Source organism: Vibrio neptunius, assembly GCF_000967495.1.
GTDB lineage: Bacteria > Pseudomonadota > Gammaproteobacteria > Enterobacterales > Vibrionaceae > Vibrio > Vibrio neptunius.
Map to the genome: position 1 here is coordinate 24,022 of NZ_JXXU01000056.1, position 12,466 is coordinate 36,487.

Consider the following 12,466-nt stretch of genomic DNA (forward strand, 5'->3'; position numbering starts at 1 on the left):
TCCTTATTTGTCCATTGCATGAGCCTATTCTGCTTTAAGTTGGTTAGGCATACCAACACCCTATATTGTCGTTATTTTCGTTTAGTTTGGGCGCATTTTATGATGCGTTTCGGGTAAACATCATGTTTTTTTACCTAGCAATTAACCTGATTCTACAAGGTTTTTTACTCTGATTAATTCATCAAAAGTTAGTCCTGCACAAGTAGCCGTTGTTAGAGAGTGTATTGCGTACTCCACCGAGAACAAGTTCACCTTTCAACCAAAGGTAAACCCCAGAAAACATTTATAGTTAATATCTATCTAGCTAAACATAAGGCGGTAACAGATTGATAATTTGTATCTAATTTATCCATCATCGAAAGCCATAGATAGAATGTGGAACCAACATCACAACCACAACTCATATATGTCTATATATACCTTGTCTTTTTCCAATGCATAAAACAATATTAGTCCGTCGCTTTTGTTAATGAAAAGTGCGTAAATTTACAATAAAAAATATAAAAAACCATTGTTTTCATAACGTTATATTATTCATACCTTTGAATATTTGTTAATGAAAACAAGGCACCTAGGAGTTACTTTTGGTTAACCACAACCTCATTTCACAGGCTTTTGCACTTGCCCTCTTGTTGTTCACTATTGGCATGTTGAGCTCAGACAGAGTTCAAGCATCTGAAACGCTTAAGGTAGGTATCATGGTCGGCAAGTTGACGAACACCACCAGTACCTCAAATAAAGAGAAACTGTGTGTACTGAATGCCCTTACAGACGAAGTGTCTGCCTCTAGAAGAAATGTTGAATTTACGTTTGTCTCGAACGATAGGACTGCTCACGGCAGTGCTTTAGCTGCACATAGCTTAGTCGACCAAGGTATCGATGTCGCCTTGCTGCCATTAGTGTCGCATGAAGCGGAAATCGCAGCCCGTATACTCAATCAACATGACATTGCATTCGTGACATCAGCAACAGCGAAGAGTGTTATCAAGGACCCTTCTATGGGTTTATCAATAATGCCAAGTAATAAACATCAGATTAAGCTGCTTAGTGACTATTACCTTAGCCATTATCCCACTAAGACTGCTCATGTGTTGATTGATAACTCAAGACAGTATTCTAAACAAAGCGCTCTCGCGTTCATCAAACAACTCACTGCCCATAGTGAACCAATCAAATTTAAGAAGTACGATTACAGCATGAGTAATGCGGATGACATTGTGGGTGCATTACCTAACAACGCCGTCGTCTTTGCACCGTTATACAACCCTAATATTGCCGTTCTATACAATGCAATGAAAGACAGTGGTAAATCATTCACGATATTGGGCACTGACTCAGTAGGGGCAAGAAAAGAGTTTTTCCAAACCATTGGAACCACAAGCCCTAACATTAACTTGTATTTCGTTAAAAACTGGGATGGTATCCCTAAATCAGATAATCGAAGCGCTCTAAACAGTATTTCCAATACTTTTTGCTCACAAAACCAAGCCACTTTTTTGACTACATATACCTACGATCTATTTAATTTTTTAATCGCTGGGTACGATTCAAAACCGCAGCCTAGCCCTCAAGATCTCATTGAATCACTCAAACAATTGAAGTTTGAGACAGTAATGGATGGAGAGCCTTTGACTTTTGACGCCGCAGGTTACAGCAAAAAGCCACTGTATCTTTTCTCCGTTCAGGATAATCGAGTTCGATATTTATCAAAGTTGACAGATTAAATAACAATGAGCATTAAGTTAAAAGCAGCACTATGCTGTCTAGTCGTCATCTTATGTAATTCAGTTTTCTATTGGTCTAAACCTTCACACAATGAAGCGGTTGACTCAGTATTATTTGGTTTTGTCTCGGTGTTAGAGTCTTGGGTCCAGTCCCCAACAGTGATTGACGATGTATATACATTCAATTATCAAGCTCTGACAAACAGAATGTCACTGCTTATCGATTCCTATGAATCGATTGACTGGTTTAGAGTCTGTCTTGAGCTGGACTTACAAAGTTTCTCAACCAAGGATGAAGTGCAAAAAACGGTTTGTTCTGGAGGCAACACTTTGCTGTCGCTAACCCAACAACAATATAAGCTCGACGCTGGCGTATCTGAACTTATGATAGGCAAAAAAAACCTTGGGCACATTAACTGGTATTTCTTTTCCAAAAATGAATATCAGCAACTCGGCCTGAATGTTATTTTATTCATCGCATCGTCTACTCTGCCGATATTGCTCATCCTATATATCTATCGGGCAAACCATTACGTCAAGGAACAAGATGGTATACAATCACATGAAGACGATATTGACGAATACAAGCGAGAAAATTCAGTTCTCAAGAATAGAATAACCAATATTAATAAGATCATCTCACGTAATAGAAAGCTATTTGCATACAGTGATGAAATAGCCTTTGCTAAGTATACTCATCCCTATAGTGAAGTGTTGATGACCAATGGAATAAAACACAAAATACGATGTACGTTGACTGAATTAGAAAATTCATTCAGTGATGATTTTATTCGTCTAAGCCGCTCTATAATATTGCGAGAAAGTATAATTAAAAATAATGCATCTATTAAAATTGATGGCGGAGAGCATTACATTGAATTTTCAATTAAAAGTCAGACGCATCGTTTGCCCATATCGAAGTCTTGTGTAAACAATATAATTACGACAGAGAACGCCTAGTATGAAAAATTATCTTATCACTTGTGCGACAGGTGGCATCGCCTCTAACTTGGTCACAGAACTTGCCCAAGAACATCAACTTTTTTTGGCCGCTAGAAACGTAAGCAAACTCAGTGACATCGTCGCTAGTACTCATTTTCGACATTCGGTTCAGACAAGCTCACTTGATTTCTTCAGCGCCGACTCCATCGACGAATGCGCCTCAACAATCAAAGGCGCAGACAAGTTTGATGGTGTGGTGTTTTTTATCCCAAGGATCCCACCTTCCAGAGAAGTGTTTCCTGACGATGAGAAATGGCAAGACTACTTCAATAAGTATTTTATTTTGCCTCTACGTTTACTCCGTCAGATTGTAGAGCAAGATAAGTTGAAGCAAGGAGCTTCGATTGTTTTCGTTTCTGGCATCAGCTCCAAAGCGGCTCTGCCACATTATTCGATCAATAATTGCTTGCGCAGCGCTTGGATAGGACAAGCCAAAACAATGGCGTTGTCATTAGCAGAACAAGGCATATCGGTGAACACACTCTCTCTCGGGGGCGTCATGACTCAAAGTTATACGCAAAAGATGGAGCAAAAAGCGCTTGATCAAAATTTATCGTTTGAAGCATTGATGGAGAATGAAGTGTCCAACATTCCACTCAAAAAGTATGCTTCAATCAAAGATGTGGTTGATGGTATCGTGGCGTTGCTTGGTCCAATCTCTAACCATATGACTGGTCAAAACATCATTCTGGATGGCGGCTTCAATAAAGCTTATTGAGGCTCTGAGAGTGTTGCCACTACTTACCTATCCAATCAGCGAGAATTGCGCAGCCTTCTTGCTGAATCTCAGGTCAGTTTGACAAAATAGTAAGCCTTATCACGTCACTTTAGAGTGATGTTACCTGCTGACGATGAACATTTACTATGTCGCTCATCGTCAGCAAACGTTAATCAAATCATACTGTCCGCAGTTTAAGCTCGCCATGCTAGTGCTCAAAGCAATTCACATCATGCAAATTATGATGAGACAAACGGATTTATGTTGATCACATTAGAATATCTACTCCGACAAAAACGTCAAAATAAAAATACTCCAGTTTTAACAATATTGCCGTTATTAATAGAGCTTTAATTCTAATCCTGATTGCCATGTAAATATCTTTTTGTCCAACAATTATTTATGAATTAATATTAATCGCCACCTTTCGTTCCATATTGAAAAACTTCCTTTTTCCCAATTTAAAAACCCCTTCTAGATTAAATTAGTCTGCTAAATAAATTTCTATTGGAATTATTTCAGGCTTAAACATAGGGTTTAATAAAAGGAAAAAATAATGGATAAAAATAAACATCGTCAGTGTAACAAGATAGGTATAGTGAAACCTTTGTCTGTAGTAATAGCACTCAGCCTAGGTACAATCAGCGCGAGCGTATTAGCGGCCCCGTCCGCGCCTGCTTTGGACTGGAATATGACCAGTGTTAAGAGCCAGTCTTTTGTTGAGATTAACGGCGAGGCAGGCCAACAGTCTTACAAAAAAACCGTGGTTAGGCATGATCAGGTTACTTTCCCAGTTGAGTGGGATGTTTGGTACAACAGCGGAACACCCGCGACGGAATGGCAAGTGCGTTTAAATAATGATGTCATTTTTTCTGAAGCGATCAATGGCCCTACAGATTCTGCGTTCTCAGGCGAGACTCAAGTCCAAATAGATAAAGCTGGCCAATATGACATGACCGTCAATATATGTGATGCAAGCGGAGACTGTTCAACTTCACCAGTACACAAAATTTCAGTCATCGATACCGATGGTGCAGGCATGGCGCCACTAGTTATGAATATCGATAGCAATAATCAGTCATTTCCTCCTCAGCCCAATGGTACAGTTGTCGGTAGCTATTTTGTCGAATGGAGCCAATATGACCGCAAGTTCACCGTTGACAACATCCCAGCCGATAATCTGACACACATCATCTATGGTTTCGTACCGATCTGTGGTCCCAACCAGTCTTTAACCGATCCAAACTCGCAACGGGCACTTCAACTCGCCTGCGGTGATTCACAAGACTATGAAGTGGTCGTTCATGACCAGTGGGGGGCGTTGGGCTCTTCCCTACCTGGAACTGGGGATTCCTCGATAAAAGGCACATATGGTCAGATGATGGCGCTCAAACAGCGTTATCCGGATTTGAAGATCCTTCCTTCTATCGGTGGTTGGACACTTTCCGATCCTTTCTTCGGTTTCACCGACAAAAAGAATCGCGACACGTTTGTTGCCTCAGTCAAAGAGTTTCTGCTTACTTGGAAATTCTACGACGGCGTTGATATCGACTGGGAGTACCCCGGCGGCACTGGCGCTAACCCAGATCTAGGCGACCCAGATAACGATGGTAAAGCTTACGTTGCTTTAATGAGAGAGCTTCGCCAAATGCTGGATGAACTATCCGCAGAAACGGGCCGAACATACGAGTTGACTTCGGCCATTGGCGCAGGCTGGGACAAAGTTGAAGACGTCCACTACCCAGACGCAACGCAGTACATGGATTATCTCTTTGTCATGACTTACGATTTCTACGGCGCATGGGATAACAATCTCGGTCATCAGGCAGCGGTTTACTGTGGGTCACACATTTCTGCTGCTCAGTGTGAGGGAACTTTGACGCCTGACGACGGCCCAGAATACACCACGGATAACGGTGTCAAGGAACTGCTTAAACAAGGTGTGTCGCCAAGCAAGATCGTTCTCGGCGCCGCTATGTATGGGCGAGGCTGGAGCGGAGTCACTCGTGATAGCATGACCGATCCTACCAATCCAATCACAGGTACAGGCAACGGACCGATTGCAGGTAGTTGGGAACCAGGAGTCATTGACTATAAAGATATTGTCAGCGATTACCTTGGTCAATCCGGTGTCGAAGCATTCTACGATGCCACTGCAAAGGCCCCTTACCTATACAAAGAGTCCACGGGTGAAGTCATCACCTATGACGATGCTCGCTCTGTTGAGGAAAAAGCGGCCTATGTGCGCACTCAAGGATTTGCGGGCTTGTTCTCATGGGAGATCGATGGAGATAACGGCGACATCCTCAATGCTATGCAAAGTGGACTACTTGCAGGTGGAGAGCCGGGCAATCAAGCCCCCGTTGCTAATGCGGGTGATGATATCACCGTCGACTCCGCTCATACCGTACAACTTGATGGTTCTGGATCTTACGACAACGACGGCAACCTTATTTCCTATCAATGGGAACAGATTGCTGGCAATCGCCTCAACATCAGCGATGCAGACAAAGCGGTTGCTAGCGTTGCCATTCCCGACACAGGCACGAATGAAACATACAGCTTTAAACTAACGGTCACTGACAATCAAAATGCCACATCCACCGACATGGTTAACGTAAAGGCGCTATTCGGTAGTGTTCCCGATAACACCCCTCCTACCGCTGACCTTAATGGCCCGATTCAAGCGGAAGCTGGTGACCAAGTTGTGTTAGATGCTTCTGGCAGTTCTGATCCAGACGGTGACACTCTCACCTATAGCTGGTCTTCCTCAGACGTGGCACTGACTGACAATGGTCAAAGCGCAAGCTTTGTTGCTCCTGAGTTTGCGCAAGATACCAATGTTTCAGTCTCGGTGACTGTTTCTGATGGCACAGCTTCAGACACAGCTCGTCTATCAATTCTTGTCAAAGCCAAGGACGATGGGGGTAATCCAGATCAATACCCTCAATATGTTGAAGGTACTCCATATCAAGCAGGTGACCGCGTCACTAATGCAGGAAGTAACTACGAGTGTAAACCTTTCCCATATTCTGGTTGGTGCTCGGGCGTGGCTTGGGCCTATGCACCGGGAACTGGGTCAGCTTGGGGTGACGCCTGGACTAAACTCTAACCCAGACAGCAAACACCCCGCTATTGCGGGGTGTTTGGTTAAGTGCGGTACAGTACCTTAACAACATGCCAGCCAAATTTTGTCTTGACCAAGTGAGGGACCAATGTTTCGCCACTAAAGCAAACCTTGTCGAATGCAGGAACCATTTGTCCTCGACGAAACTCTCCCAAATCACCGCCTTTCTTTCCCGAAGGGCAAGTCGAATACTTTTTCGCCAATGTTTGGAACTTAGCCCCTTTCTTCAGCTGTTTAATAATGTCTTCAGCTTGTTCTTTGTGCTTGACCAAAATGTGTAAAGCCGCTGCGGTATTTGCCATATGAAAATCTCAAAGTGTAGGACATAGCTAGTGGCGCGTATTTTAACGATTTACGACACGATCACCATCCCATTTGCTAAATATCTATACTAATTGCCAAATAATCTTGCTTAATTGACCTATCTTAATTGAATAGATCTACAGATCAGTTACCATCTCGGTTTATAAAAGTATCAAATTTGAGAAACTCTCGTCATGGCAAAAACAATCAGTAAAGCAAATCAGTCTCAAGGCATGTTGATGTTCACACTGACCCATAGTGAACAGCTCTTTGCGATTGGTACATTAAAGGTTCGTGAGATTGTCCCTTATCAGCCGACAACTCAAATCCCCTATTCGCATCATCATGTCATTGGCACTGTCACTATTCGCGATAAAACTATCCCAGTGATTAATATGCCTGCCGCTATTGGCTTTAGGCCAATCCAGCCAGAAGAATACGATTCTTGCTATCTAATCGTCACCGATTGTTTAAGAACCGTTGTCGCCTTCATGGTACGTTCGATTGAAAAGATAATCGAATGTGACTGGCGCTCTATTGAGCCTTCTCCTCAGTCAGCAGGTAAAAACGTTTTCGTTACAGGCATCACCAGATACGATGAGCAGATTATTCAGATGCTAGATGTCGAACTCCTGCTATCAAAAATCTACCCCCAATATGAGTCGACTAAGATTCCAATGCTGACCGATATTGAAAGAGAAAGGCTCAAGGCACTGAACATTTTACTTGTCGATGATTCCTCGATAGCAAGAAAACAGCTCGCCGATGCGCTCGATAGCATTAATATTGCCTATCAGATCCGAAACAATGGCATTGAAGCCCTGGAACTGATGAGAGAAGAAGCGGAACGGGGCCAACCGATTCAGTTACTCGTCAGCGATATTGAAATGCCTGGGTTGGACGGCTATGAATTAGCGTTTGAAACCCAGAGTGACCAACAGCTCAGTAACGCCTACATTATTCTTCACACGTCACTATCAAGTGAGATATGCGTTGACCGGGCTCGTCAGGTTGGTGCCCATGAGGCCTTAGAGAAGTTTAATGCGGGTGACTTAGTACAGGCGATGCTTCGTGGCGCAGCTATGCTCGAAGCAGGAACCAAACCAGAGCGTGTTGAGGTAGCGGTTTAACTGTAACTAGAACCTATGATTTGATGAACTTAGCTAAGCTAAGTTCATCAAATTTATTAAATAAATCAATTTTATTGCCATTAACTCAAGCATCTCAGGAGTAAATCCGCTAATCTTAACGTAATCGATAGTTAACGTAGAATTCTTATAATCAGATGACAGAAGACGATTTTAAAAAATCGACCGCTAACTTAAAGAAAGCTGTCCCACTTATGATGCAAAACCACGTAGCCGCAACGCCAGCCAATTATGCGTTATGGTATACCTATGTGGAAAATGCCATTCCTCAAATGAACCGTGAGCTTGAGACTATTCTGGAGAATTACGGTATATGTCCACCAGCAGCGGGCGAACAGCTCTATAACAATTATGTCGCGGCTAGAGCGGAGACCGACATTAGAGATCTGCGAGCAAACATCGAAGTGTTAGTGGGGCAAGTCGCCTCATCAATGACAGACACCCTCGCCGATACGTCACACTTTTCCCAAGTCATTGACAAAAGTTTTCAAAACCTTGAAAAAGTAGACGATCAATCCATGTCTATCGACGAGGTGATGAAAGTGATTCGTCAATTGGTCAACGAATCTAAAGAGATACGACACTCAACCAACTTTCTGAATAATCAGCTTGAGACAGCAACAGAAGAGATTCAACGACTCAAAACACAACTGGCAGAAGTCCAGCAAGATGCTTTGTTTGACGGGCTCACAAGCCTCTATAATCGTCGCTCATTCGACAATGACCTAGACACCTTGTGTCGATCCGAGCAGAAAATTTGTCTGATCCTCGCCGATATTGACCATTTCAAGAATTACAACGACACCTATGGCCATCTGTTTGGCGATGCCGTAATTAAAGGTATCGCAAAACGTCTTCAGACTAATAGCCGAGACGGTACTCATGCCTACCGCTTTGGTGGTGAAGAATTCGCATTGATTATGCCAAACAAGTCATTGAGAATTGCACGTCAATTTGCTGAGAGTTTACGCCGTTCAGTAGAAAAACTGTCGATTAAAGACAGACGTTCGGGCAAGCCAGTAGGGAATATTACCGCCTCATTTGGTGTAGCAGAACTGCAAGCGGGTGAGACGCCTAACTCAATCATTGAGCGCGCCGATAAGCTCCTTTACGAAGCGAAACAATTGGGTCGAAACCGCGTTATGCCGTTGTAAGCGCATTGCTATACGTTTACCGCCAATAAATAGAGCCCCATAATGAGGGGCTCTTTTAGTCTCATACCATTTAGCCGTCTGAGGTTATCGCCTCAATCAGCTCTTTTTCTACATGCTGCACTTTGTCATTGTCAATTTGACATGTTCCTGCGGCCTTGTGGCCACCGCCTCCGTATTTGAGCATTAACTCTCCTACATTGGTTTTTGAACTGCGATCAAATATCGATTTGCCGGTGGCGAATACCGTATTTTGCTTCTGGAACCCCCACATTTTATGAATCGAAATATTGCACTGAGGGTACAAAGCATAAATCATAAAACGATTACCAGCGAAGATGGTTTCCTCTTCGGTGAGGTCCAGAAATACCAAATTGTCGTGCACAGTAGCGCAGCGTTGGATCTGTTCTTTGAACAAATTTTCATGCTCTTTGTACAGGTCAATCCGTTCTTTGACGTCGGGATGTTCTAGTATTTGGTCGATTGAATGAGAAGTGCAATATTCAATCAGGTCCATCATTAAGTTGTAGTTGGAAATTCTGAAATCTCTAAAACGTCCAAGCCCTGTTCGGGCGTCCATCAGGAAGTTAAGTAAATTCCACCCCGTGGAATCTAACACCTCGTCTCTGGAAAACTGCGCTGAATCGCCTTTATCAACCGCTTCCATCATGCCGAGCCAATCAACAGGGAACGTTTTTTCGCCGCCATAATACTCCCATACCACTCTCGCGGCAGAAGGCGCATTGGGATCGATAATATGATTTGGCCTCTCCCCAGAATTTCGAATCATTTCTGATAGGTGGTGGTCAAACACAAGATGAGCCTGTTTAACATACGGAAGATTGGTAACAATATCGCGCGCCGTAATTTCTATAATACCATCTTGCATATCTTTGGGATGGACAAACTTGATGTCATCAATGAGATCAAGTTGCTTAAGAAGCACGGCACATACCAAGCCGTCAAAATCACTTCGTGTCACTAAACGATGTTTCTGTTCCGACATCTTAAAATCCTTATCTTTAACAGCACAATGCACTTCATCACAATCAACCGCACTTATGTTTCACTCCTTTTTATCGATAAGTGCCATTGGTCTATGTTTAATTTTAGACAGCTTCGATCTTTTAACAAACTTAAGGCAATGCTTTTTACCTACTCTTCTATACTTCATATGCAATTGATTTAACTAAAGAGAGGACAAGAATGAAGACAACAATCTGGGCTTTGATATCAGCATCTGCCCTACTGCTTGCAGGCTGCGCCAATGAACCTGATGAATATGAGGTAAAAGGCTATACATCGATTGCCAATCCAGCATCAGTCTTCTGCGCCAAGCAAGGTGGGAAACTAGAAACCGTGAGCGAAAATGAAAAACGTGTTACCTACTGTGTCCTTTCTTCGGACAACCGAATCGAGGAGTGGGAATACTATCGCCAACACCAAAAATCTTCAGATAGCTAATACTCAGACATACCGTGATTAATCACCCCAGCCACTTGAAGCATCTACTCGAGTGGTCTCGGGACAATTCAGCCCATAATTCCTTTACCAATCGATTCAATCTGTAACAATATGCAACTAATGAACAGTGTTTTATTTATGACATTTCCCTGACAAAACCGTAAAAGTGAGCAATAGAATGTGTCGCACATCACATTTATACCGTTCTACACTGGATGTCATTATGAAGCACAAAACTCCCTCACTGCACGAGGAACGAGCAACTACCTCCGAATCTATTTCGCTTCAATCCAAAAAAATCATCTATAAATCAGCACTGAATGCGCTCATTATCATAGCAATCAGCATTTTGGTTAACTTATCGATTCGCGCTGATTTCAGCTACCTAAACGCCGGACTTGGTGAAGCCTCCATTACGGAGTCATTACAACTGCTGATGCTGGTGATTTCAGTCTGGGCCTTTTACAGCCTGATGCGAGAGCGAAAAGACATAACTCATGCTGCTGCCTTAATTAGTGGCTTTTTCACTGTATTAGCGATACGCGAAATGGATAGCTGGTTTGACATGATTTTCCACGGTGCTTGGGTACTTCCAGCATCAGCTGTCACTGCTGTTGCGTGTATTTATGCTTATCGAGGAGGTAAGAATACTGTCAACGAAATGGCAACGATTTTAAACGCTCGTGACATGAATTTCTTGATTGGCAGCGTCGTTTTACTGATCGTCTTTTCTCGTCTGTACGGCATGGGACATTTCTGGCACTCAGTCATGGGCGAGCACTATATTCGAGAAGTTAAGAACGTGTCCGAGGAAAGTATGGAGCTACTTTGTTACTGCCTCATTGCGCTCGCCGCTGTGAAAACTCGCATTAGCATGAGAGTTGGTTAACGCTACAGTTTGGCTGATTTTCTGGATCAAGCTGCCTATTTAGCCACGTCAACGTTTGGTGGAAGTACCTCAACCGCGATTCTATTGCGTGACAGTCGAATTCTGAGGTTGTTGTGAGAACAACCTCTTTCATGGACTGTAACTTATCCTGTATTTCTACAGGAAGATTTAACACTTCCAGTAATGACAAAGCATGCAGAGCCAACTTTTCGAGTAAACACCTGACATCATCTAACGGCCTGTCAAATGCTCTGTTCACCACCCCTTCTAAATAAACTCGATACGTTGTCAACTCATCTACCAATAAGAACGCTTGAGCATACAAACCTTGATGCGGATACATAACACTGCAATGCTGATCTATGTCTTGGTCAATATGCAGATTTAATCCAGAATTTGCACAATGCTGTGTAAGGGTACGCAACAAGCCCTGTTCATTCATCAGTGACTGGATTTCAAAAATACGCTTGAGATGGTAATCATTGGACACGAGTGTCACATCAACACGTTGATCTGCTAAGCCGAGTTGCTTTAACTTCAAAGCGGCATTGTGGATGTTTTGTACCGTATTCTGTGATTCGCTTTCTAGGATAATATTTGAGTCATGCAACTTCTTCGCTGACGGTAATTGTTTAAAGTAGTCTCTCATTGCCATTGCTTCAGACTTGGTTTGACCTGGTGTCACGCCACCACAAAACAACAACACCGTTTCATTCAGATCATAAGAACTGAGTAACTTTGGCAAAGCTTCAACACGCGATTTCCCTTCAGCGGTCAGAGCATTGCCAACCAGTCGTTTACCAAGAACAATAATCACATTACGAACGCCCACTATTTACTCACCTCTCAATTACTCATACTGATTTGCTTAAGTTCTGTACAAATATCACCTTTGCAGATAGCTTTAGCCAGGTTAATGTTTTGTTAACTATATTTAAAT

Annotated in this window: 11 protein-coding genes; 8 read left to right on the forward strand and 3 right to left on the reverse strand. The window is 42.8% G+C overall.

Annotated features, from left to right (window positions below; translation table 11 throughout):
* Positions 1-584 precede the first annotated feature (584 nt).
* From TW84_RS19260 to TW84_RS19275, 4 genes are all read left to right on the forward strand, one after another.
* A complete protein-coding gene (locus TW84_RS19260; RefSeq protein WP_045977251.1) occupies positions 585-1,724 on the forward strand; it encodes an ABC transporter substrate-binding protein in 1,140 nt (379 codons plus the stop codon).
* A 6-nt stretch (positions 1,725-1,730) separates the two neighbouring features.
* Positions 1,731-2,684 carry a hypothetical protein gene (locus tag TW84_RS19265; RefSeq protein WP_045977252.1) on the forward strand — a complete coding sequence of 318 codons (954 nt, stop codon included), beginning with the start codon at positions 1,731-1,733 and terminating at the stop codon, positions 2,682-2,684.
* A gap of 1 nt (position 2,685) precedes the next feature.
* Positions 2,686-3,444, forward strand: coding sequence for an SDR family oxidoreductase (locus tag TW84_RS19270; RefSeq protein ID WP_045977253.1), 759 nt, complete (start codon positions 2,686-2,688; stop codon positions 3,442-3,444).
* A 556-nt stretch (positions 3,445-4,000) separates the two neighbouring features.
* Entirely contained in the window at positions 4,001-6,556 is a 2,556-nt protein-coding gene (locus TW84_RS19275) for a glycosyl hydrolase family 18 protein (RefSeq protein WP_045977254.1), read from the forward strand.
* Between the two features lie 38 nt (positions 6,557-6,594).
* On the opposite strand, the gene ppiC is transcribed toward TW84_RS19275, so the two are convergent.
* Positions 6,595-6,873, reverse strand: a complete 279-nt coding sequence (gene ppiC / locus TW84_RS19280; protein ID WP_045977255.1) for a peptidylprolyl isomerase PpiC — start codon at positions 6,871-6,873, stop codon at positions 6,595-6,597.
* Between the two features lie 195 nt (positions 6,874-7,068).
* Here ppiC and TW84_RS19285 point away from each other — a divergent pair, with 195 nt between their 5' ends.
* Positions 7,069-8,004: a chemotaxis protein gene (locus tag TW84_RS19285; RefSeq protein WP_045977256.1), complete on the forward strand. Its 936-nt coding sequence runs from the start codon at positions 7,069-7,071 to the stop codon at positions 8,002-8,004.
* Positions 8,005-8,159: 155 nt separating this feature from the next.
* Positions 8,160-9,176 carry a GGDEF domain-containing protein gene (locus TW84_RS19290; protein ID WP_045977257.1) on the forward strand — a complete coding sequence of 339 codons (1,017 nt, stop codon included), beginning with the start codon at positions 8,160-8,162 and terminating at the stop codon, positions 9,174-9,176.
* A 70-nt stretch (positions 9,177-9,246) separates the two neighbouring features.
* Here the strand turns inward: TW84_RS19290 and TW84_RS19295 are convergent, their stop codons facing one another.
* Entirely contained in the window at positions 9,247-10,179 is a 933-nt protein-coding gene (locus tag TW84_RS19295) for a DHH family phosphoesterase (RefSeq protein ID WP_045977258.1), read from the reverse strand.
* 200 nt (positions 10,180-10,379) lie between these two features.
* On the opposite strand from TW84_RS19295, the gene TW84_RS19300 reads away from it, so the two are divergent.
* Together TW84_RS19300 and TW84_RS19305 are read left to right on the forward strand one after the other, a co-directional pair.
* Complete coding sequence (locus TW84_RS19300; protein ID WP_045977259.1) at positions 10,380-10,637, forward strand: putative hemolysin; 258 nt, start codon at positions 10,380-10,382, stop codon at positions 10,635-10,637.
* Positions 10,638-10,860: 223 nt separating this feature from the next.
* Entirely contained in the window at positions 10,861-11,526 is a 666-nt protein-coding gene (locus TW84_RS19305; RefSeq protein WP_045977260.1) for a hypothetical protein, read from the forward strand.
* Here the strand turns inward: TW84_RS19305 and TW84_RS19310 are convergent.
* Positions 11,507-12,358, reverse strand: a complete 852-nt coding sequence (locus tag TW84_RS19310) for a YdcF family protein (protein WP_045977261.1) — start codon at positions 12,356-12,358, stop codon at positions 11,507-11,509. The genes TW84_RS19305 and TW84_RS19310 overlap by 20 nt on opposite strands.
* Positions 12,359-12,466: the final 108 nt, after the last annotated feature.

Excerpts from the sequence above, each read along its gene's own strand:
- TW84_RS19265 (WP_045977252.1), top strand. The coding sequence starts at position 1,731 with ATGAGCATTAAGTTAAAAGCAGCACTATGCTGTCTAGTCGTCATCTTA.
- TW84_RS19270 (WP_045977253.1), top strand. The coding sequence starts at position 2,686 with ATGAAAAATTATCTTATCACTTGTGCGACAGGTGGCATCGCCTCTAAC.
- TW84_RS19275 (WP_045977254.1), top strand. The coding sequence starts at position 4,001 with ATGGATAAAAATAAACATCGTCAGTGTAACAAGATAGGTATAGTGAAA.
- ppiC (WP_045977255.1), bottom strand. The coding sequence starts at position 6,873 with ATGGCAAATACCGCAGCGGCTTTACACATTTTGGTCAAGCACAAAGAA.
- TW84_RS19285 (WP_045977256.1), top strand. The coding sequence starts at position 7,069 with ATGGCAAAAACAATCAGTAAAGCAAATCAGTCTCAAGGCATGTTGATG.
- TW84_RS19290 (WP_045977257.1), top strand. The coding sequence starts at position 8,160 with ATGACAGAAGACGATTTTAAAAAATCGACCGCTAACTTAAAGAAAGCT.
- TW84_RS19295 (WP_045977258.1), bottom strand. The coding sequence starts at position 10,179 with ATGTCGGAACAGAAACATCGTTTAGTGACACGAAGTGATTTTGACGGC.
- TW84_RS19300 (WP_045977259.1), top strand. The coding sequence starts at position 10,380 with ATGAAGACAACAATCTGGGCTTTGATATCAGCATCTGCCCTACTGCTT.
- TW84_RS19305 (WP_045977260.1), top strand. The coding sequence starts at position 10,861 with ATGAAGCACAAAACTCCCTCACTGCACGAGGAACGAGCAACTACCTCC.